Genomic DNA, 21634 nt, shown 5'->3' on the forward strand with positions numbered 1-21634 from the left:
GGCCCCAACTACCATCGGCGCTGGAGGGCTTAACTTCCGTGTTCGGGATGGGAACGGGTGTTTCCCCTCCGCTATCATCATTAGACAATCAACAGACAAGTTATATTATAATTAAATTTATTTATTTGTCAACTAGATCCTTGTTTTTGATTAGTGCTGTCATTTCAACGTGCTATCATAATATAACACGTTGGGAGTGGTTTGTCAACTCGACTTCCTGTGTTTGTTTTTCAACAAAACAACGACAACTATTTTTACATAAATGAAAAGCCCCCTGCTGCTTGTCTTTGCAGGGAGCGATCAAATTTATTTATGACGCATTTGCGGGAAAAGCAACACGTCGCGGATCGACGGCGAGTTCGTCAGCAGCATGACCAGACGGTCGACCCCGATGCCAAGCCCGCCTGTTGGCGGCATGCCGTACTCGAGCGCTTCAAGGAAGTCTTCGTCCATTTCATGTGCTTCATCGTTTCCTTGTTCACGCTCTTTCAGCTGCGCCTCAAAGCGTTGGCGCTGATCGATCGGATCATTCAATTCGGTAAAGGCGTTGGCATGTTCGCGCCCGACGATAAACAGCTCAAATCGGTCGGTAAAACGCGGGTCGTCCGGATTTTTCTTGGCCAACGGTGAAATTTCAACCGGATGGCCATAAATGAACGTCGGCTGAATGAGGTGAGACTCGACTTTTTGTTCAAAAAATTCGTTGACAATATGGCCAAACGTCATATGTGGAGCAACTTCCACTCCGTGTTCTTTCGCCAGCTCCCGCGCCTCTTCGTCGCTCATCTGCCGCCAGAAGTCGACGCCGACATATTCCTTGATCGCATCGACCATATGGAGGCGCCGCCACTCGGGCGTTAAGTCGACGACATGCTCGCCGTATTGAATTTTCGTCGTTCCAAGCACTTCAGTGGCAATGTGGGCGATCAAGTTTTCCGTTAGTTCCATAATGTCGCGGAAATCGGCGTACGCCTCGTACAATTCGAGCATCGTAAACTCCGGGTTATGGCGGGTGGAAATGCCCTCGTTCCGGAAAACGCGGCCGATCTCGTACACTTTTTCCAAACCGCCGACGATAAGCCGTTTTAAATGGAGCTCGATAGCGATTCGCATATAAAGCGTCATATCCAATGCGTTATGATGCGTAATGAACGGGCGCGCCGCAGCGCCTCCAGCCACAGCGTGCATCATCGGCGTTTCAACTTCCAAATAGCCACGGCTGTCAAGATACCGCCGCATCGATTGAATGATCAAACTGCGGGTGATGAACGTCTTTTTGCTCTCCGGATTCATAATTAAATCGAGATAACGCTGGCGATAGCGTTGCTCTATGTCTTTCAAACCATGGTATTTTTCCGGCAGCGGACGCAGCGCTTTCGTCAAAAATTCGTACGACGACACCTTGATGGAAAGTTCACCAACTTTTGTTTTAAACATTGTGCCGCGCACGCCGACGATATCGCCAAGGTCAGAGATTTTAAACAGTTCGTACTGCTGTTCGCCAACATCGTCTTGACGGACGTAAATTTGAATCTGCCCGGTGACATCCTGGATATGGGCGAACCCGGCTTTTCCTTTGCCGCGCTTTGTCATGATGCGGCCGGCGACGGCGACTTCAATTTGCTTTTCTTCAAGTTCCTCTTTCGACAAATCACCGTACAGTTCGAACAGTTCTTGCGCTTTATGAGTGCGCTCGAACCGTTTGCCAAACGGGTCGACACCCAATTCCTCAATTTTTTTCAGCTTTTCCCTGCGGACGCGCAGTTGGTCGTTCAATTCTTCATGACTCATACCTCATTCACTCCATTTAGCGATTTTTTACGAAAAATACTGCCAGCGCTCGCTGGCAGTCCTCCGCTGCATGAACGTCATCTCCGTTGTTTAAACGGCTTCGGCGTTCGCCGCTGCTTGGACTTCCGCTTCCTCCGCCACGCGAAGCAACAGTGCGGCCAGTTCGTCCCGCGTTTCACATTCATTGATGGCGTTGCGGATTTTCGCTGCGCCGCGAATGCCTTTTAAATACCAAGCAGCGTGTTTACGCATTTCTTTGACGGCGATATATTCGCCTTTTAAGGCAATTAATCGGTCTAAATGCAGCAGGCAGACATCGATTTTTTCCCTCGGCGTCGGTTCCGGGATGAGCTCTCCAGTTTCTAAATAACGGACAGTGCGATAGATCATCCAAGGGTTTCCAAGCGCCGCCCGTCCGATCATGACGCCGTCGACCCCTGTTTCTTCAAGCATCCGCTTTGCATCTTGAGGCGTTTTGACATCTCCGTTGCCGATAACCGGGATGTTGACGGCTTCTTTCACTTGCTTGATGATGTTCCAGTCCGCTTTTCCTTCATACATTTGCACCCTTGTCCGTCCGTGGACGGCGACGGCCTTCCCGCCGGCGCGCTCAACGGCTTGAGCGTTTTCGACGGCGTAAATGTGCTTTTCATCCCAACCGATCCGCATTTTCACCGTGACCGGTTTTTCAACGGCATCGACGATCGCGGCAACGACATCATAAATTTTATTCGGGTCAAGCAGCCATTTCGCTCCAGCGTCGCAATTCGTAATTTTCGGCACTGGGCAACCCATGTTGATGTCGATGATATCTGCATTCGTATTTTTATCGACAAATTTCGCCGCTTTGACGAGCGTTTCTTTCTCGCCGCCGAAAATTTGCAAGCTGATCGGCTTTTCCCGTTCATCAATATATAACATGTTTAACGTCTTTTCGTTGTTGTATACGATTCCTTTGTCGCTTACCATCTCGGCGCATACAAGCCCGGCGCCGAATTCTTTGACGGTCAGGCGGAACGCGGAGTTGCATACGCCTGCCATCGGAGCGAGCACGACGCGGTTTTTAATTTCGACATCGCCAATGCGAAACATCGCAGATGCCTCCTTTCTACTTGTTCGATTCGAGTTTCGGCGGCGCCAGTTCTTCCACCGATATATTCAGCCGTTCGGCGATTTGTCCAACGAGCGAATCGGACGGCATCCGGTTCCCCCGTTCAATTTCACCAAGGATCGATACGGAAATGCCTAGTTCTTTCGCCAGTCTTTCTTGCGTATATCCTTTCAACTTTCGAAAAGCGCGAATACGTCTTCCCCATCTTTCCGCTTCCATACATGAACTCCTTTTTTGTCAGGTAGTCGGCCAATGATGTCGATTAACGGCTCGGAAAGGTTCGGTATTGCCACGTGGGAGTTGACTTCAAACAACGGGATGAGCACGAACGCCCGCTCCGCCATGCGCGGATGCGGGATCGTCAGCTGCTCTGTTTCAATATTTTCATGATTATACAGCAAAATGTCAAGGTCTAACGTCCGTGGTCCCCAGCGAATTTCCCTTTTTCTTCCAAGTTTTCGTTCGATTTGCTGGGTCACGTCAAGCAAGGCAAACGGCGACAACGTGGTCGCCACCTCGATCACCATGTTTAAAAACTTGCCTTGGTTGACATAGCCGACCGGATCGGTTTCATAAATCGATGAGCTCGATGTGATAAAAATTTCCTGATGATGATGGAGCGCTTCAATGGCAGAACGCAAATAGGAAACACGATCTCCGAGGTTGGAGCCTAAAGCGAGATATGCGATGTTTTCCATTTAACGACCCCTATCAATTTCGACTGCGACATGTTGATAATGGCCGCGAATCGGCGGATTCGGCTTCGTCACTTTGACAATGCAGCGCTCGACAACAGGAAAGGCAGCGAGCAAGTCGGCGGCGATCGCTTCAGCGACCGCCTCGATCAAGGCGAACGTCCGCTCCTCAACGATCGCCCGGCAGCGCTCGTACACATCGGCGTAGTTGACGGTATACTCAAGACAATCGCTCCGCCCGGCAGGCTGCAAGTCGAGCTCCAACGTCACATCGACCAAAAATCGCTGGCCGAGGATGTTTTCTTCGCGAAACACCCCGTGGTAGCCGTAAAACTCCATGCCTTGCACATAAATTTTATCGATGACCGCTCTCTCCCTTCCCAAGCATAGCATCCATCATTTTGGCCATGCGGGCAATCGGCAATACATCATGGACTCGGACGATGTGCACCCCTTTCATGATGCCGAGACAAACGGTCGCTCCTGTTCCTTCGACCCGCTCCTCGACAGGCACGCCGAGCACATGGCCGATAAATCGTTTGCGCGACGTGCCAAGCAAAAGCGGATAGCCGAGAGCGGCAAATTCATCAAGGCGCCGCATCACCTCCAAGTTATGCTCGACCGTCTTGGCGAAGCCGATCCCCGGATCTAAAATAATGTTCTCATCTTTCACACCCGCCTCTTTGACAATGCGAATGCTTTCTTTCAAATCGGCGATCATGTCGGAAATCAAATCGCGATAGGCCATATCGCGGCGGTTGTGCATTAAAATGATCGGCGCGCCGTACGTGGCGGCGACGCGGGCCATATCAGGGTCCGCCTTGGCTCCCCAAACGTCGTTGATGATGTGCGCCCCGGCTTCCATGGCTTGCCGCGCTACTTCCGCTTTGTACGTGTCAATTGAGATCGGTACACTCACCGCCTTAGCAATCGCTTTTACCGCCGGAATGACGCGGCGCAATTCTTCATCAAGCGGCACTGGATCCGCCCCCGGACGAGTTGATTCACCGCCGATGTCAATGATGTCTGCTCCTTCCGCCACGAGCCGCTTCGCGTGCTTGACCGCGTTTTCCACGTCGTAAAACCGGCCGCCGTCGGAAAACGAATCGGGCGTGACGTTGACAATGCCCATGATCAACGTTTTTTTGTTTAAGTCAAGCTCATGCCCGCGGCATTGAAGCCGAAGAGGGCGCATCGATGTTGTCATCAGTCGTTCATCCTTTCCGCCAATTCGTTCCTCGTCCATAACCGATGGGTCAAGCGTCGGTAATGGTGCTGCAAGGCCCGGACCACCGGACCATTTTTTCCTTGGTAAACGCAATGGCCAATGCGGCAAAGGGGTACAATTTCCTGCACAGAGTTGGTGATAAATGCTTCATCAGCCTGCAACAAATGGGACAGCGGATATACCCCTTCTTCAACTGGGATGCGCAACTGCTTGAGCAAAGCAATGATGAATTGTCTTGTGATGCCGTTTAATATGCCGACAGCCGGCGCTGGCGTGTAGACGATGCCGTCTTTCACCCAAAAAATATTGGAAACGATCCCCTCCGCTACCGCACCATCTGAATTCAAAAAAATTCCTTCCGCATGAGGTCGATGTCCGAGCTCCCATTTCCCAATCATATTGTTTAAATAATGGTGCGACTTTAGTCGCTCATTGCCTTCCGGGCTGTTTCGCCTTGCCGCGAGCACCACCCCTTCTTTTCCTTCCGGAGGGACGGGCGGCGGAAGCGGCTTCATATAGACGATGACGGTCGGGTTTCGGTAACGTTCGATCGGCAAGCCGAGATCGCCGACCCCGGCCGATACATTGAAGCGCACATAAGCGTCGCGCAAGCCATTGGCCTCGAGCAACTGCTCGATGATCGCCACCGCTTCGGCGCGGCCGAACTGCCTTTCGATGTGAAGCTCAGACAGCCCTTTGTTCAATCGGGCCAAATGATCGTCAAGCAAAAAAGGGTGGCCGCTATACGTGCGGAATGTTTCAAATAAGCCAAGCCCATATAAAAAGCCGTGATCAAACGCTGATAACTGCGCTTCTTCGCGCGGAACGACCGCGCCGTTGATATACACGTACATGACTGTCACGCCTTTTTATACGTGTTGATAAAGTTTTTCAACAGTTGCATCCCATGGCTTGTCATAATCGATTCCGGGTGAAACTGCACGCCTTCCACCGGCAGCGTTTTATGGCGAATCGCCATCACTTCATCCTCTTTCGTCCAAGCCGACACGACGAAACAGTCCGGAAGCGTCTCTTTCTCGACGATAAGGGAATGGTAGCGCGTTGCCGTAAACGGGTTCGGCACGCCGCAGAAAATCGTCTCCCCATCATGGTAGACGGACGATGTTTTCCCGTGCATCAGCCTTGGAGCGCGGACAACGCGGCCGCCGAACGCCTGGGCGATGGCTTGATGCCCGAGGCAGACGCCGAAAATCGGAATTTGGCCGGCAAAGCGATCGATGACTTCCAGGCTGACCCCTGCCTCATTCGGTGTGCATGGACCGGGGGAAATCATAATAAAATCAGGGCGGAGTCGTTCGATTTCAGCCACCGTAATTTCATCATTCCGTTTGACAATCAGCTCTTCTCCCAACACGCCCAAATATTGCACCAAATTGTACGTAAATGAATCGTAGTTATCAATCATGACGATCATCATTCTCACCTCATGCTCGGAAATAATGCCTCTGCTTCGCTCAGCTCTTTCGCTTTCCAAAGGGCAGCCGCTTTCTTTACACATTCCTTGTACTCATGCTCTGGGTTGGAATCGATGACGATGCCCGCTCCTGCCTGTACATGCGCCAATCCGTCTTTGACGACCATCGTTCGAATGGCGATGTTTAGCTCCATGTTTCCTTGAAAATCGATCCAACCGATCGAGCCCGTGTACAAGCCGCGGCGGACCGGTTCCAACTCTTCAATAATTTCCATTGTTCGCACTTTCGGGGCGCCGGTGATCGTCCCGCCGGGAAACATGGCGCGAATGACGGAAAACGCATCGTGCTCCATCGTCATAGTGCCGGATACGTGAGAAACGATATGCATCACATGAGAATACTTTTCGACGGTCATCCATTCGTCAACTCGAACCGTCCCGTATGCACAGACGCGCCCAAGGTCATTCCGTTCAAGATCAACGAGCATGGCGTGCTCGGCCCGCTCCTTTTCACTCGCAAGCAACTTGCGAGCAATTTGTTCATCCTCTGCCGCCGTCCGACCGCGCGAACGTGTGCCGGCAATCGGCCGCGTCTCAAGACGCCATCCCCGCTTGCGGACGAGCAACTCCGGCGAGCCGCTGACGACTTGAAATTCCGGGGTATGCAAATACGCCATGTAAGGGGACGGATTCAGCATCCGCAACTGCTTGTAGACGGCAAATGGATGCGTCACCAGCGGCTGCGACTGACGCACCGATAAGTTGACTTGAAACACATCGCCCGCCGCAATATAGCGTTGCACGCGGCGAACCGCATCCATAAACCTCTCTTTTGTCATTGAAACAGACGGCGCAGCTGTCGAGGCAGCAAGCGGCCAGACCAGCGCTTCATTCCGATCCTCGAGCCACATCCGTGCATGCCGCGCAAGCCGCCGGTTTGCTTCGCTTTCCTCCCCTTCATTCGCGTAGGCAAGCAAATGAAGCTGTTCAGTTTGGTGATCATAAATCGCTACGTCGTCAAAGAGGAAAAAATACATGAGCGGCAGCCGCAAATCATCTTGCGCGAGCACCGGGAGCCGTTCCATATAGCGAACCGCATCATAGCTAATGAAACCGATCAGCCCGCCTTGGCAAGGCAACGACTCCCCCTCATCCGGCACGGCGAAACACCGAAGCCATTGCCGGAGCCCTTCGAGCGGCGAGCCATCCAGCACCGTTTCAACCCCGCGCTGCTTGATGATGAGCCGCCGCTCGTCAGCGCGGATCACTCCGATCGGGTCAAGGCCGATAATGCTGTACCTTCCCCCTTGGCCGCTCTCAAGCAACACATGATGAGGCCGGCTATAGGCCAGCTGTTCGTACTGGCGGAACCAATCCCGTCCGCGATAATCGATAGTTCGTTTCAGTCGCCTGCGCCGCTGTTCCATCCTCGTCAGCTCCTTACGATGTCCATAGTTACTTTTATTGTACAATGATTGTCCGTCTGGGTCACCATCCTCGTAAAAAAATTCGACAGGGTTGCCCCTGCCGAAAAAGTCTGCTTAGTCTTCAAATTGGTAAAGAGGCGTGCTCAAATAACGTTCGCCGTTGCTCGGGATGATGGCGAGCACTTTTTTCCCTTTGCCGAGCTCTTTCGCCACTTTCAATGCCGCATGAATCGCAGCACCGGACGAAATGCCGCCGAGAATGCCTTCCTCGCGAGCCGCGCGGCGGGCCGCCGCAAACGCTTCTTCCGTCGTTACCGTAATAACCCCATCGTAAATGCTCGTATCCAAAATATCTGGAACAAAGCCAGCGCCGATCCCTTGGATTTTGTGCGGGCCCGGTTTTCCTCCCGACAAGACTGGGGAATCGGCCGGTTCAACGGCGTAAATTTTAATGTTTGGGTAAGCTTCGCGCAACACTTTGCCTGCTCCGGTGATCGTTCCGCCCGTGCCAACGCCGGCAACAAACGCATCAAGCTGGTCGCCCATTTGCTCCACGATCTCTTTCCCGGTCGTCAAGCGATGGATTTCCGGGTTCGCCTCGTTTTTAAATTGCTGTGGCATAAAGTAGCCGTGCTCGCGGACGAGCTCTTCCGCCTTTGCGATTGCTCCGCGCATCCCTTGTGCACCCGGTGTGAGCACAAGCTCGGCTCCATACGCCCGCAGCAGGTTGCGGCGCTCCAAGCTCATCGTATCCGGCATGACTAATACCGCCTTATATCCTTTCGCCGCCGCGACCATCGCCAATCCGATCCCAGTGTTGCCGCTTGTCGGCTCAACGATCGTGTCGCCCGGCTTCAGCTTGCCCGCTTTTTCCGCCGCTTCAATCATCGCCAACGCAATCCGGTCTTTGACGCTGCTGCCCGGGTTCATAAATTCCAGTTTCAAATACACATCCGCGCTGTCTTCATCAACGATGCGGTTCAGTTTCACGGCCGGCGTATCGCCGATCAATTCGGTTATCGAGTTGACTGTGCGTGCCATTGTTCCACCTCTAATCCCCATTAATTTTATCGACTTTGTCTCCAATGTATCAACTATTGGCGTAATTGTCAATCATTTTACTGTTTTCATTCTTTTTTTGCGAGTTGTTTCAACTGTTCCAGCTCCGCTTTGTCGAAATGGTACGTTTCATTGCAAAAATGGCACGAAGCTTCCGCCTGCCCTTCTTTGTCGATGATGTCTTGGATTTCCTCGGGCCCTAGGCTGATAAGGGCATCAGCGATCCGCTCGCGCGAACAGCGGCAGACGAATGACACCGGCATCGTCTCGAGCACACGGACGCCTCCATCTCCCAACAGTTGTTCGAGCAGCTGTTCCGGGCTGAGCCCTCTTTCGATCATGCGCGACACGGGCGGAATTTGTTTCAGCCGCTCTTCAATGCGAGTGATCGTGTTCTCCTCCGTCCCGGGCATCAACTGGATAATAAATCCTCCGGCGGCTCGGATGGTATGGTCGGGATTGACGAGCACCCCGACGCCAACCGATGACGGAATTTGTTCGGACGAAGCAAAATAATACGTAAAATCATCGCCAAGCTCCCCGGAGATAAGCGGCACTTGTCCGGTGAAAAAGTCGCGCAGCCCAAGATCCTTCACAACCGTCAACATCCCATTTTTGCCGACCGCCCGTGCCACATCAAGTTTCCCATGCTCGTTCAGCTCAAAATGTACATGTGGATTCGTTACATAGCCACGCACTTCCCCTCTGGCGTTGCTGTCGACTAAAATGACGCCGATCGGGCCGCCGCCGTCAATTTTAATCGTCAACGTTTCCTCGCCTTTCAGCATCGCTCCCATCATAACACCGGCGGTCAACGCCCGGCCGAGAGCCGCTGAGGCGGTCGGCCATGTTTGGTGGCGGCGTTGCGCCTCGGCGACAGTTTCCGTCGTTCTTGCGGCATACGCTCTCACTTGTCCATTGTAAGCGAGTGCTTTGACTAAGTAGTCTCCCATCTTCATCAAGCCTTTCATCCTTTTTTCTCGGTGTTTTTCTCGTACAACAATTTTAAGCCAGTCAGCGTCAAAAACGGATCAACGACATCGATGATGTCCGATTCGCTGGCAATGAGCGGAGCCAAACCGCCAGTAGCAATCACCTTCGGCGGGATTTTGCTTTTCGCCTTCATTCGCGACACGATGCCTTCCACTTGTCCGACATAACCGTATAAAATGCCGGCTTGCATGGCGCTGACCGTATTTTTGCCGATGATATCATCCGGGCGGGCGATTTCAATGCGCGGCAATTTCGCCGCCCGCGCGAACAGAGCCTCTGTCGAGATCATAATTCCCGGGGCAATGGCCCCTCCCATATATTGTTTATGTTCATTAATATAACAATACGTCGTCGCCGTGCCAAAATCGACGATAATCAGCGGACTGCCGTACAAATGGATGCCGGCGACCGCGTTGACAATCCGGTCGGCGCCCACCTCACGCGGATTGTCATATTTGATGTCGAGCCCGGTTTTAATGCCCGGACCGACGATGAGCGGTTTGATATGGAAATATTTTAGACACATGCGTTCAAGAGCAAACATAATCGGCGGCACAACCGAGGAAATGATGATGCCTCGAATGTCGGAAAACTGCAAGCCGACATGGTTCAAGAGCGCTTTGATCATCATGCCGTATTCGTCTTCCGTTTTCGAGCGGCTTGTTTCAATGCGCCAATGATGTTTCAGTTCGTCCCCGTCATACACCCCTAACACCGTGTTTGTATTGCCGACGTCCAATACAAAAATCATCGCTTCATTCCTCGCTTTTCCTCGATAAATTCCCATTCTTTATCATATCATACTTACGGGAAAAAAACTGTCCTTCTTTCCCTGGGCCGCCGGCCAAAAAAAAGATGCCTCCGAACAGAGACATCGATTACTCCTCTTTCTTTTGGATGTTGATTTTCACATCGCCGTCGCTTTTGCCGGACTCCTCGCGCCCGTTCCGGTCTTTGGGCAGCGTGCCATGTTCGAACAAATGTTTAATTTGCTCCGCATCGAGCGTCTCGACTTCCAACAGCGTGTTGGCGATCAAATCCAATTTGTCCCGATGTTGGGTCAAAATTTGTTTCGCTTTTTCATAGCACTCTTTAATGATGCGCTGAATCTCTAAGTCAATTTCATAGGCGATTTTGTCGCTGTAGTTTTGCTCGTTGTGTAAGTCACGTCCTAAAAACACTTGCCCGCTCGGTTGGCCGAATTGAAGCGGACCAAGCTTTTCGCTCATGCCAAACTCCGTCACCATCCGGCGCGCGATGTTTGTCGCCCGCTGAAAATCGTTATGGGCCCCTGTACTCACTTCATTGAACACGATTTCCTCGGCAACGCGCCCGCCGAGCAGTCCGGTGATTTTATCCATCAGTTCGGCTTTCGTCATAAAGTAGCGGTCTTCTTTCGGCAGCATGACCGCATAGCCTCCGGCTTGGCCGCGCGGCACAATCGTCACTTTATGCACCATTTCCGCATCGGCGAGCACCATGCCGATGACCGTATGCCCAGCTTCGTGAAACGCGACGATGCGCCGTTCTTTTTCCGAAATGACGCGGCTTTTTTTCGCCGGTCCGGCAATCACCCGGTCCGTCGCCTCGTCGATGTCGCTCATATCAATTTTCTTTTTGTTGCGGCGCGCTGCAACGAGCGCCGCCTCATTCAGCAAGTTTTCCAAGTCGGCGCCGGAAAATCCAGGCGTCCGCATCGCGATCGTCTTCAGGTCAACGGATTCATCGAGCGGCTTGTTGCGGGCATGCACGCGCAGCACCGCTTCGCGCCCTTTGACGTCCGGGCGGTCGACGGTAATCTGCCGGTCGAAGCGACCCGGGCGCAACAGCGCCGGGTCTAAAATGTCCGGCCGGTTGGTGGCCGCGATAATAATGATCCCTTCGTTGCCGTTAAAGCCGTCCATTTCGACAAGCAGTTGGTTGAGCGTCTGCTCACGCTCGTCATGGCCGCCGCCAAGGCCGGCGCCGCGCTGGCGGCCGACGGCGTCGATCTCATCAATGAAGATGATGCACGGGGCATTTTTTTTCGCCGTCTCAAACAAGTCGCGCACCCGCGATGCCCCGACCCCGACGAACATTTCCACGAAATCCGACCCGCTGATCGAGAAAAACGGCACGCCCGCTTCTCCGGCAACCGCGCGCGCCAACAGCGTTTTCCCGGTTCCGGGCGGCCCAACGAGCAATACCCCTTTCGGAATGCGGGCGCCAAGTTCCGCAAACTTGCGCGGATCTTTTAAAAACTCGACGATTTCCACCAACTCTTCCTTTTCCTCATCTGCCCCAGCCACATCGCGGAAGCGGACTTTCCGCTTGTCATCCGTATACAGCCGCGCCCGGCTTTTGCCGAAATTCATCACCCGGCTGCCGCCGCCCTGTGCCTGGTTCAAAAGGAAGAAGAACAAAATAAAAATAATAACAAATGGGATGATGGAAGTGAAAAACGTCACCCATCCGCTCGTTTCGTCCGCTGGCACGACTTCCACCCGCGTCCGCGCCGCCGCCGCATCGATGCGGTCAAGCACTTTGTCACTGTTCATGACGTAGGTGGAAAAGTACTGCCCTTCGCTATATGTTTTCAACTGGCCTTTGATTTCATATACGCCGCGCTCCGGCTTAATGGAAAACGACTTGACATCCCCGTTTTCCAGATGAGTGATGAACGCATCGTACGTCATCGGCTCCGTTCGCTGGTTCGTGCCGTTAAAAAAGCTGACGACGCCGATCACGACGAGGAAAATCAGCAAATAAAAGATGGTATTGCGGAAAATCCGGTTCATTTCTTGCCTCCTCCCATATGAAACACACTATACTCAATACTATCATAGAAATTTGTTTCAATACAAACAATTCGGCCGTCGCCCAGCAACCGTTCTACTTTTGGTACACTTCCGGCTTTAAGACGCCGATAAACGGGAGGTTGCGGTATTTTTCCGCGTAATCGAGCCCATAGCCGACGACGAATTCATCCGGGACGGTAAATCCGGTGTAATCGGCTTGAATGTCCGCCTTCCGTCCAGACGGCTTGTCAAGAAGCGTGACGATTTTGATCGAATTCGCCTTCCGGTAGCGAAACAAGTCGACCAAATAGCTGAGCGTCAGCCCACTGTCAATAATATCCTCAATGATCAAAATATCCCGTCCTTCGACGGAGGTGTTCAAGTCTTTGACGATTTTCACTTCGCCGGATGAAACGGTCGCATTGCCATAGCTTGATACGTCCATAAAATCCATTTCTAAATATGTATCAATATGTTTGAGCAAATCGGCCATAAACGGCATCGCCCCTTTGAGAACGCCGACAGCGAGCGGAAAACGGCCTTCATATTCTTTCGTTAACAAACCGCCGAGTTCTTTGACTTTTGCCTGAATTTCCTCTTCAGTGATCAACACTTTTTGAATATCGTCTTTCATCCCCATCTTATTTTTCCTCCTAGCTGTTCATCGCCTGATATTGCAGCAAAATATAGCGAGCTTGCCCACGGTTTTGCGCTTCGAAAGCCGATTTTTTCAAGCCAGGCATCCAAAGGATGCGACCGTCGGCATCTTCGACAATCGGCCAGCGATCCCTTTCCATCCGCGGAATTTTTGCTTCAATGAAAATTTCTTTCAATTTTTTCGTGCCTCCCGTCCCCTTGAGCACCATCCGGTCGCCGCGCCGACGCGTCCGCACGCGAAGCGGCAAGGAGACGGAAGCAGGATCCACGACGAACCAATCATTCCCGGCCTGCTTTCTTGGATAGTGTTCCCCAAATTCACTGATGATTGCATAGCCGTTTGGGAGGGGCAATAGCGCCGGAACCGGCAGTTCAAACCAATAGCCTTTCTCGCCGCTTTCTGCGTCAAAAGTAAACAAACAGCGGTCGTACGAGCGAATCACTTTGAGCCCTTTTGGCAAATCGATCATTCCGGAAGGGCGGCCGCGCTCACAAAGCATCAGTATATGGCCGATATGTACGGAAGTCAATGTCGGCGGAACGCCGCCATAAAGACGGAGAAGCAACAGCTGCAGCACCCGGCGCTGCAGCGGTCGCGGCAGCTCCAAAAATGGTCCGATGGAAAGCGCCGCATCGCGATGTTGTTTTTCCATTACTTTATTCAGCGCGTCCGCGGCTAATTCCTCCAAAAATTGCTCATCTTCCGCCATCATTTCGCTGTATTGCTGAAACCGCTCGTGCAGGCGCGGATTTTCCTGCCGCAGCAACGGGACAATATGATGGCGGAACCGGTTGCGCGTATAATCGTCTTTTTCATTGCTCGGATCGCGGCGTGGAGACAGCCCCATCTGCCGGCAATACGCTTCAATCTCCGCCCGGCTGACAGCCAAAAACGGACGGATGAGATAGCCGCCGTGAAACGGCCGTTTGACGGGGATACCAGCGTATCCTTTGCTTGTGCTGCCGCGCACAAGCCGCATTAAAATCGTCTCGACTTGATCGTCGCCATGATGGCCTACGGCGACGTACCCCGCTTGATGCTTTTCCATCAGTTCGGCAAAAAAGCGGTAGCGGCAGATCCGCGCCGCCTCTTGGGCGCCGAGACCTGCGCTGCGCTGAAAGGCCGGGACGTCGATTTGCGCAGTCTCACATAAAATACGGCGCTCCACGCAAAAACGTTTCACAAACTCCATCTCTTCTTCTGACTCCCGCCCACGAAACATATGGTCAACATGGGCCGCTATGACCTGAAGCTTCCATTCGTCGCGCAGCGACAAAAAAACGTGCAGCAACGCAAGCGAATCCGGGCCTCCGGAGACGCCAACGATGACGGCCGCTCCTTCTGAAAGCAGTTGATGCCTGTGGATAAAGGCGCGCACTTTGTCGATCATCCGAGCCAACCTCTTTGCGTTTCTTTCAGCTTCATCGTAACACGTCCGCCCTGTTTTCTCAAAAAAAATTACATCGCCAGCTGCCAATATATATAAAAGGCATAGGCGCCCAGCAATGCGGCGGCGATGACCACCGTTTCGACAATCCCTCTCGCTTGGCGGCGCCGTTTCACCTGCCGCCCCGACCGACGGCTTGGCACTGCCTTTCTTTCGTTTTCCGCCGATGTATGGCGGGAAGAGGCGGCCAATAAGTCGCGACGCATATCGGCCGCCTTTCGATATCGGCCGTCAAGCGCCTTTTGCAGCACCTCCTTGTATCGGGTTAAAAAGCGGTCCGTTTCGATGATGGACAACAGCTGCGCCCGACCGTCACCCTTTTTCTCAATCGGCCCCGGGCAGCAAGAAGAAATCATCACCATCGCCGCCGCAAACAAGTCGTAAGATGGCTCCGCTTTGCGCGATCCAAGCCCCCAATAGCCGCGGTCATACAGCTCAGTAAACTCTTTTACCGCCCTTCCTTGCAGCGTCGTCCCGCCCACATCAAGCAACCGAACCGACGGCGGCGACCCGGTAACGATCAAATTATCCGGCTTTAAATCCCCAAATACCCATCCTTCTTGATGAAGCCGATCAAGCACCGACAACAGCTGCATCACGAGCACGGGCGCCCATTCTTTTCCACGGCGGCGGATGAAAGCAGCGAAATTCTCCCCTTCAATATACTCCATCACATAAAACGGGATCGTCTCCCGCGCAAACGGGCTTTGCCAGTCATCGGCTTCCAGCAAAGAAGGCCCGAGGGCGGCTCCCTGGACCTTAGCAAAACGGCGCAATATATTCATTTCCGATGCCAATGACGCATAGTCATCGCTCAACTTGACGGCGACGCGAGTCCGGCCGTTCTCCGCCAAATAGACGACGCCGTTCGCCCCGCTGCCAAGCCGCCGCAGCAGCCGGTAGGAACGGCCGTGCCATTTCCCAGTGATGACCGTACCAGGCGGCAAATTACAAAGACGATTCTTCGATGTATGGCTCATCGCCATCGCCGATCCAGCTCCTTAACGACCGTTTACGCTCAAAATAGGCGATTGCCTCACGCAGCGCCGGTCCGGTCGGCGTCAGCCCGCCCGACGCCAATTTCGGAAAGATAGTGGACAACTCTTCAATCCTTGGCGTCCAGTCGATCATTTTTTCGGCGTGCGCCCGTTTTCCCGGGAAGATGAACACCGAAAAGCGGTTTTCGCCCATGCGCGCATTTAAGCTGAGCGATAAATCGATGAGCGCCTCTTTGACGGTCGGCAGTTTTGTTTTCATGCTCCCGCTCGTATCGATCAAAATGAGCACATCAAGGGCAACCGTTTCCCCGAGTTCATCGACGACTTCCATCACTTGGCCGCGCTTGTCCGGCGGCAAGTCCTCAAGCGAAACGTCAGAACCAAAGATTTGTTTCAACTCGCGATTGACGAGCCCTTGCAACGTCTGAGTCATCGCTTGGCGCGTCACCATTTGCACGGTTTGCGACAGCTGTTTCGCGTACACGACTTGGCTCATCCCGCCGCCAGCCGCGGCGATCGCTTCAATTTCCCGCCGTCCGTTTTCATCCATCGCACCTTGGTCCAAGATGCCGATCACGTTCACCGTAATGCCTTGCTCACGGGCTAGCGCCGCCATGGCGGCTGGGTCCTCACCATGGTTGGAGCAGCCATCGGTAATGAGCAAAATTTGCCGCAACGTTCCCTTTCGCACGTTCGTTCCCCTCCTTGGCGAATGTATTACCATCATCGCCGCAGGGGAACGTTTTTATACGCTAGCTATTGCGCCTTTTTCATATACATGTATGCCGGAATCGTCGCCCATTTCGGCGTATTGTGCCGAACTTTGGCGACAACGACGGTCATATCGTCTTCAATCTCGCCGCCGCATTGGCGGATCACTTCTTCCATGATCAAATCGGCGACTTCCTGCGGGTCGTTCGTCTTTAATTCTTGAATTTTCCGCTTCATCCAAACATCATGGTTTTCGACGTTCATCGGCCCTTCAAACACACCATCGCTCATCATAATGAGCAAGTCGCCCGATTTCAGCTGCTCGGTGACAACGTCAAATTCCACTTCTTTAATGATGCCCATCGGCAAGTTGCTCGCTTCCACTTTCATCACCTTGTCACCGCGCTTAATAAAGCTTGGCGTCGATCCGATTTTCAAAAACTTCGTCGCCGCGTTTTGCAAGTCGATGATGGCCAAATCCAGCGTCGCATACATGTCTTCTGTCGTCCGCAATGCCAAAATCGAATTGATCGATTTGATGGCAATCGACTCGTCCATTCCCGTCTGCAAAATCTTTTGCAACAGGCGCAGCGTCTCGCGGCTTTCGTCATGCGCCCGCTCCCCATTGCCCATGCCATCGCTGATGGCAACGGCGTACTTGCCGGTAGCAAGTTCAATCGTTGCATAACTGTCGCCAGAAATGAACCCCCCTCCTTTGGCGGCAAACGCGACGCCCGTTTCGACGACGAACGCTTTCGTCGAGCCGAAGGCGACGCGGCAGTAGCCGTTCGGGTAGGCGGCGCACTCTTCGCGCTTGACGACGATCGTCTCTCCCAAAATATCTGACAGCATCGGCGCAATCAGTTTTTCGCACTCACCCCGCCCTTCGCAGTAAGGAATGCTCATTTCAATATCGATATTTCCTTTTTCCAAACTGTAAATGTCGACATGGCCCACTTCGATGCCAAACTCTTGCAGCGCATGGTAAATTTGTTCTTCCTGCAAATAATGGTTTTCCTGTTCTTTCTGCATTTCTTTGGCGAAATCGTCCATCACTTGCGAAACGCCCAACAGCTGTTCAGCGACAAGCTTCCGGCTTTCGTGGATTTGCCGTTTGAGCTTGCGGTTTGCTTGATAAGCAACCATCTCTTTTTCAATCGCGTCGACGACTTTGCCGGCCTTGACGCAATACCGCTCCCACTCGCGCAGCAACTGATGGTTTTGCGACAATGTTTTTTCGTCCGCCTCGCCCATCATTTGCTTCATGTACGCATAGGTTGTACGAAAGTTGTCCGCCCAGCATTGCGTCTTCTTAAAGCACGTTTGGCACGTTTTTTCCGTGATGTCGCTCAAAAAATAGTCGACTTCACGGTCGCTGTATTCATTAGCATCCGGAAGCGGTTCGGGCGAAAAGCTTTCCGCCAGCGCCTGAAAGACGTTGGAAAACTGCGAGACGCGTTGCACCGTCATATCGCGGATTTTCCGGACGTATTGTTGTTGCTCATTTATATATTCTGCCGTGCCGGGAATGTATTTGGCGATTTTCTCCGTCAGTGAACGGGATGTACCAAAAAACAGCATAATTGCGATGCCGGATTCAAACAGCGTCGGCACAAGCTCACTCTTCCCTTCGCCGTATAAACCAAGCAACAGCGTCGCGACGAGGAGGCCGAACGCCACCCCAAGTTTTTTCCCTTCCCTCAGCAACCCGCCAAGCAGCCCGGCGAAAGCAAGCAAACTCATTTCCGACAAGTTGCCGACATTTGCCAAGCTCAGTACAAGCCCGGTGACAACGCCGACGGTGGAGCCGGTCGCCGCTCCGGCGACAAACGCGAACAACAAAACGAGGTAGCGCGACATCACATGCTCAAGCGACAAACCGTACACAGCCCAACCGATCATCCCGGTCAACATCGAGGCGAGCAAAATGATCAACGAAATGATCTCTTCCGCTCGCAACGCATGTTTATGCTTCTGCACTGTCAACAACGGGATGCTTTGCATAAAAATCAAGGTCAATACAAGCGACAGCCCGGCTTCGACGACCGCCATGGCGGCGCCGTAGACCGATCGCTCTCCGAGCCAATAATAGGAGATCAGCCATTTGGCGGAAAGAGACAGCACAAACACAACAAATGGAACGATTTTCAGTGACTCACTGATCACCCTCCGCACCCATCCGTAAATAAAGAGAAAGCCAAAAATGGAAACGCCGACAAACAGCGCCACATCAAGCGACAGCGTCAAAGCACCGGCCAACAGCGAGATCAACGCAAAAGCGGCCTTGTCGCGGCGCAGCATATAGACCGAAACGAAAAATGGCAAAGCGAACGGGGTCAGCTTCGATAAAATCAATGCTCGTCCAAGCAAAAAGCCGACAAGAAGAAGCAAAAAGCCTTGATGGATGAACAGATGACCGAGGCGCAGCTTCACATGGCGCATCCAGCGCGACACCGTTGCTTGCGTGTCATGAATCGGCACTTCCGAAATGCTGCGGCGCACCGTCCCTCTTTCTACTCTTTCCATTCCCGATCCTCTCCTTTACCTTTCTATTACCCCCTATTATATCGCTTGAATTGTCAGAAATTTGTCAAAACCACAGAGAAAAATAAAAAATCGTTCGACGTTTTCCACGGCAAAACGCGGTCAACAGGCTTGTTCCGACAGAAAGAGGCAAAAAAGAAAAACGAGCATGTCGCTTGATGGCGCATGCTCGTTTGCGATGACCCGTACGGGATTCGAACCCGTGTTACCGCCGTGAAAGGGCGGTGTCTTAACCACTTGACCAACGGGCCATTTTGGATTGTTGGTGGCGGTGGAGGGGATCGAACCCCCGACCTCACGGGTATGAACCGTACGCTCTAGCCAGCTGAGCTACACCGCCGTGTGACAACAGTTTATATCATAACGGAGGAGATGACGATTGTCAATACATATAGGCGGAAAATGCAGAGGGGAAATATATCCTCTTATTCCATACAGAAACAAAAAAGCATCCATAGCGACGGATGCTTGTTTCCGAATTTGTCATCCTTCAAACAATCTTTCAGCAGCAAGTTACCCTCGTCTCGCTCCACGACCTCCCCGCTTCGACTCCGTATGACGGCGCAGCGATGCCAATCGGTCTTCACTCTCTTTTAAGAATCGGCTGATTTTTTGTTCTAAGCTGTCCGCCGCGGAGCGGTCGTTTGTCCGATGGCGCGGCCGCTGCGAAGAAGGCGTGTCTTTTGCTTTGCGAATGGACAGGCCGATTTTTCCATCTTGACCGACGTTGATGACTTTGACATACACCATATCGCCGACTTTCAGATGATCGTTGATGTCTTTGACATAGTTATCGGCTACCTCGCTAATGTGAACGAGTCCTGTGACCCCCTCCGGCAGCTCCACAAACGCCCCAAATTTCGTAATGCCCGTGACCTTGCCTTGTAACTTGCTGCCTACTTCAATCGACATAAAAAAAGTGCTCCTCCTTAAAACGCTTTAAAGATGGTGTTTTTTTTATTATAGCGAATGAAAAAAATGCGTGTCAATATGACGAATGCCCATAGAAAACGGGCATTCGCAGGCAAAATTATTTTTCCGGCAAGACGAAAATAATTTCTCCATCTTTCGATAAGTAATATTTTTTCCGCGCCAGCTCGGCGATATAGTCATCATCATGCAACTTTTTCATTTCCTCTTTCAGTTGCTTTTCCTTCCGTTCAAGCTCCGCAAGCTGCTCTTTCAGCTTTTGCTGTTCCGCCGTTTTTGCATCGATCGCCTTCGCTTGCGAGTGCAAGGTGTAGACAAGAGCGGAGGCGAATATCGCAAACAACAACGACCAGACAACCAAACGGACAGCGACAACCCGCCGTCTTCTCGCCGCCTTCTGCTTTTTCTCCTCATGCTCCGCTATGTACGTCGACGACAGCTTCGTCACATTCGTTCTCCGGGGCACGTTCATCGCGTTTACACCTCTTTTACTCGCGCCATTTCGCAAACCACATGCTTATTTTCTCTTTTGTATTCTTGATTTGTCCAGCAAATCCTTTTAAACGTCGAAAAAATTTTTCCACCCCGGCTCGTCTTTGCGGCGGCACCCGCCGCCAAATCATGATGCCCGTCCAACGCAGCGGGGCAAGCAAAAGGCGGATCATCTTCCAAACAGCCAGCAGCACAAACCGAACGATCCACAACAAAAGCCGCCAAGCGAACAATAGAAGTGCCAGCGCCATTTGCCCAAGGAGGATGAGCGGGCGCATGACCATGAGGCGGAACAGCTGAACGAGCGTCTGTCCGAGTCTTACCGCCAGCCCAATGAACCACTCGAGCACCCGAACATAAAAGGAGCGGAGCAAGCTTTGATAAGCGGCATATCCGCATAAAAGCGCGAGAAACAAATAAAAGCGAAGCTCGCCTTCATTGACGAAAAGAAGCACATAAAACACGATGAGCGCCTGCACCGCCCAAAACAGCACGTCATTCACAAAGACGAGCCAGTGCGCCCGCTCATGCCGTTTCAACATCCGGCTGTACGTATCCCACGCCAGGCCAAGCCAGCCGCCCATGCCAATCATCGCCAGCATGGTGTACAGCTGTATGCTGACATTCATTTGAACAACTTGCTAAAGAATCCTTTAGCCTTCTCCTGATGGTCATCTAAATAAACGAGGTCGAAAATGCGCCCTTTAATCGAAACAACGCCTTTGTCGACATCTAAGTTTTTCATCTGCAAGTTTTGCCCGCGGATGGCCAAAAAGCCCATGACCGTCTCAAGCAAAAACTCCTCGTTGTCAAAGCTCTCGACTTGTTTCACCCCGGTGATGTCAAGAAGGCGCCGGCCGCGCATGATCACATCATGTTCCTGGACCGGACCTTTGTTCGTGCTTCCGCCAAATTCATCGTGTCGACTCATGTTCATCCCCCGCATTTCCATTTAGTATAGAAAGCCGGCAAGGCCAACCGCCTTTTCTCATCCGTTGTTTGTACCATATGTATGTCAGCGGGGGATGGTTTAGAACAAGCCTGCAGGACAAATTAGACGTCGTCTTGTTCCGGCGCCGGGGTGGTCCGTTCTTCGCGGATCAATTCGTACAGCCCGGTTGCCTCCTCTTTTTTCGTTGTTTCTTTTAGATCCGTCACTTTTACCGTTACCCGCTTTTGCCCAAATTGAATCGTCAATTCATCGCCGACTTTCACATCGGAGCTCGCTTTGGCGACATGGCCGTTGATCCACACTCTCCCTTGATCGGCGATTTCCTTCGCCAACGTGCGGCGTTTGATGAGGCGGGACACTTTTAAAAATTTATCAAGGCGCATTGC

23 protein-coding genes, 2 tRNA genes and 1 rRNA gene are annotated in these 21634 nt (G+C 52.4%); all 26 read right to left on the reverse strand.

All coding sequences use genetic code 11. From position 1 onward, the window contains the following. Positions 1-85, reverse strand: a 5S ribosomal RNA gene (gene rrf / locus ABS784_RS14140); the annotation flags it as partial. A gap of 221 nt (positions 86-306) precedes the next feature. After that, entirely contained in the window at positions 307-1791 is a 1485-nt protein-coding gene (gene lysS / locus ABS784_RS14145; protein WP_011229589.1) for a lysine--tRNA ligase, read from the reverse strand. A gap of 90 nt (positions 1792-1881) precedes the next feature. Beyond that, positions 1882-2883: a tRNA dihydrouridine synthase DusB gene (dusB, locus tag ABS784_RS14150; RefSeq protein WP_011229588.1), complete on the reverse strand. Its 1002-nt coding sequence runs from the start codon at positions 2881-2883 to the stop codon at positions 1882-1884. Between the two features lie 16 nt (positions 2884-2899). After that, positions 2900-3121, reverse strand: a complete 222-nt coding sequence (locus tag ABS784_RS14155) for a helix-turn-helix domain-containing protein (protein WP_011229587.1) — start codon at positions 3119-3121, stop codon at positions 2900-2902. Then, complete coding sequence (folK, locus tag ABS784_RS14160) at positions 3073-3600, reverse strand: 2-amino-4-hydroxy-6-hydroxymethyldihydropteridine diphosphokinase (protein ID WP_352512917.1); 528 nt, start codon at positions 3598-3600, stop codon at positions 3073-3075. The genes ABS784_RS14155 and folK overlap by 49 nt, the downstream gene beginning before the upstream one ends. Next, positions 3601-3981 (reverse strand): dihydroneopterin aldolase, encoded by a 381-nt coding sequence (gene folB / locus ABS784_RS14165; RefSeq protein ID WP_013143971.1) that lies wholly within the window; start codon positions 3979-3981, stop codon positions 3601-3603. Further along, a complete protein-coding gene (gene folP / locus ABS784_RS14170) occupies positions 3953-4804 on the reverse strand; it encodes a dihydropteroate synthase (RefSeq protein WP_011229584.1) in 852 nt (283 codons plus the stop codon). Before folP ends, folB begins: the two co-directional genes overlap by 29 nt. Further along, positions 4804-5679 (reverse strand): aminodeoxychorismate lyase, encoded by an 876-nt coding sequence (gene pabC / locus ABS784_RS14175; RefSeq protein ID WP_011229583.1) that lies wholly within the window; start codon positions 5677-5679, stop codon positions 4804-4806. The genes folP and pabC overlap by 1 nt, the downstream gene beginning before the upstream one ends. 5 nt (positions 5680-5684) lie before the next feature. Beyond that, entirely contained in the window at positions 5685-6260 is a 576-nt protein-coding gene (pabA, locus tag ABS784_RS14180; protein WP_023634495.1) for an aminodeoxychorismate/anthranilate synthase component II, read from the reverse strand. A 5-nt stretch (positions 6261-6265) separates the two neighbouring features. After that, the gene (gene pabB, locus ABS784_RS14185; protein WP_011229581.1) at positions 6266-7687 is read right to left on the reverse strand and encodes an aminodeoxychorismate synthase component I; all 1422 of its coding nucleotides are present in this window, start codon (positions 7685-7687) and stop codon (positions 6266-6268) included. Between the two features lie 114 nt (positions 7688-7801). Next, entirely contained in the window at positions 7802-8728 is a 927-nt protein-coding gene (gene cysK, locus ABS784_RS14190) for a cysteine synthase A (RefSeq protein WP_011229580.1), read from the reverse strand. A gap of 86 nt (positions 8729-8814) precedes the next feature. Further along, the gene (hslO, locus tag ABS784_RS14195) at positions 8815-9699 is read right to left on the reverse strand and encodes an Hsp33 family molecular chaperone HslO (RefSeq protein WP_025039044.1); all 885 of its coding nucleotides are present in this window, start codon (positions 9697-9699) and stop codon (positions 8815-8817) included. 14 nt (positions 9700-9713) lie between these two features. After that, positions 9714-10490: a type III pantothenate kinase gene (locus tag ABS784_RS14200; protein WP_011229578.1), complete on the reverse strand. Its 777-nt coding sequence runs from the start codon at positions 10488-10490 to the stop codon at positions 9714-9716. A gap of 127 nt (positions 10491-10617) precedes the next feature. Next, positions 10618-12516, reverse strand: coding sequence for an ATP-dependent zinc metalloprotease FtsH (gene ftsH, locus ABS784_RS14205; RefSeq protein WP_011229577.1), 1899 nt, complete (start codon positions 12514-12516; stop codon positions 10618-10620). A gap of 94 nt (positions 12517-12610) precedes the next feature. Then, positions 12611-13156: a hypoxanthine phosphoribosyltransferase gene (gene hpt, locus ABS784_RS14210; RefSeq protein ID WP_012820458.1), complete on the reverse strand. Its 546-nt coding sequence runs from the start codon at positions 13154-13156 to the stop codon at positions 12611-12613. Between the two features lie 13 nt (positions 13157-13169). Continuing rightward, positions 13170-14564, reverse strand: coding sequence for a tRNA lysidine(34) synthetase TilS (gene tilS / locus ABS784_RS14215; RefSeq protein ID WP_023634494.1), 1395 nt, complete (start codon positions 14562-14564; stop codon positions 13170-13172). A gap of 68 nt (positions 14565-14632) precedes the next feature. Continuing rightward, positions 14633-15607, reverse strand: coding sequence for a serine/threonine protein kinase (locus ABS784_RS14220; RefSeq protein ID WP_011229574.1), 975 nt, complete (start codon positions 15605-15607; stop codon positions 14633-14635). Next, positions 15570-16346 carry a vWA domain-containing protein gene (locus ABS784_RS14225; protein ID WP_020754013.1) on the reverse strand — a complete coding sequence of 259 codons (777 nt, stop codon included), beginning with the start codon at positions 16344-16346 and terminating at the stop codon, positions 15570-15572. Before ABS784_RS14225 ends, ABS784_RS14220 begins: the two co-directional genes overlap by 38 nt. Positions 16347-16375: 29 nt before the next feature. Further along, a complete protein-coding gene (gene spoIIE, locus ABS784_RS14230) occupies positions 16376-18856 on the reverse strand; it encodes a stage II sporulation protein E (protein ID WP_011229572.1) in 2481 nt (826 codons plus the stop codon). 197 nt (positions 18857-19053) lie between these two features. Further along, positions 19054-19125, reverse strand: a tRNA-Glu gene (locus tag ABS784_RS14235). A gap of 12 nt (positions 19126-19137) precedes the next feature. Continuing rightward, positions 19138-19214: transfer RNA gene (locus ABS784_RS14240), tRNA-Met, on the reverse strand. 173 nt (positions 19215-19387) lie between these two features. Then, entirely contained in the window at positions 19388-19786 is a 399-nt protein-coding gene (locus ABS784_RS14245) for a S1 domain-containing RNA-binding protein (RefSeq protein WP_011229571.1), read from the reverse strand. A gap of 118 nt (positions 19787-19904) precedes the next feature. After that, positions 19905-20276 (reverse strand): FtsB family cell division protein, encoded by a 372-nt coding sequence (locus ABS784_RS14250; protein ID WP_014194581.1) that lies wholly within the window; start codon positions 20274-20276, stop codon positions 19905-19907. Positions 20277-20292: 16 nt separating this feature from the next. Beyond that, positions 20293-20925 (reverse strand): spore cortex biosynthesis protein YabQ, encoded by a 633-nt coding sequence (gene yabQ / locus ABS784_RS14255; RefSeq protein ID WP_012820453.1) that lies wholly within the window; start codon positions 20923-20925, stop codon positions 20293-20295. Next, complete coding sequence (gene yabP, locus ABS784_RS14260) at positions 20922-21227, reverse strand: sporulation protein YabP (protein WP_012820452.1); 306 nt, start codon at positions 21225-21227, stop codon at positions 20922-20924. Before yabP ends, yabQ begins: the two co-directional genes overlap by 4 nt. Before the next feature lie 122 nt (positions 21228-21349). Next, the gene (locus ABS784_RS14265) at positions 21350-21631 is read right to left on the reverse strand and encodes an RNA-binding S4 domain-containing protein (RefSeq protein ID WP_012820451.1); all 282 of its coding nucleotides are present in this window, start codon (positions 21629-21631) and stop codon (positions 21350-21352) included. Positions 21632-21634 lie beyond the last annotated feature (3 nt).

It is taken from the genome of Geobacillus sp. G4 (genome assembly GCF_040327975.1).
In the GTDB taxonomy this organism is placed as follows: domain Bacteria; phylum Bacillota; class Bacilli; order Bacillales; family Anoxybacillaceae; genus Geobacillus; species Geobacillus thermoleovorans.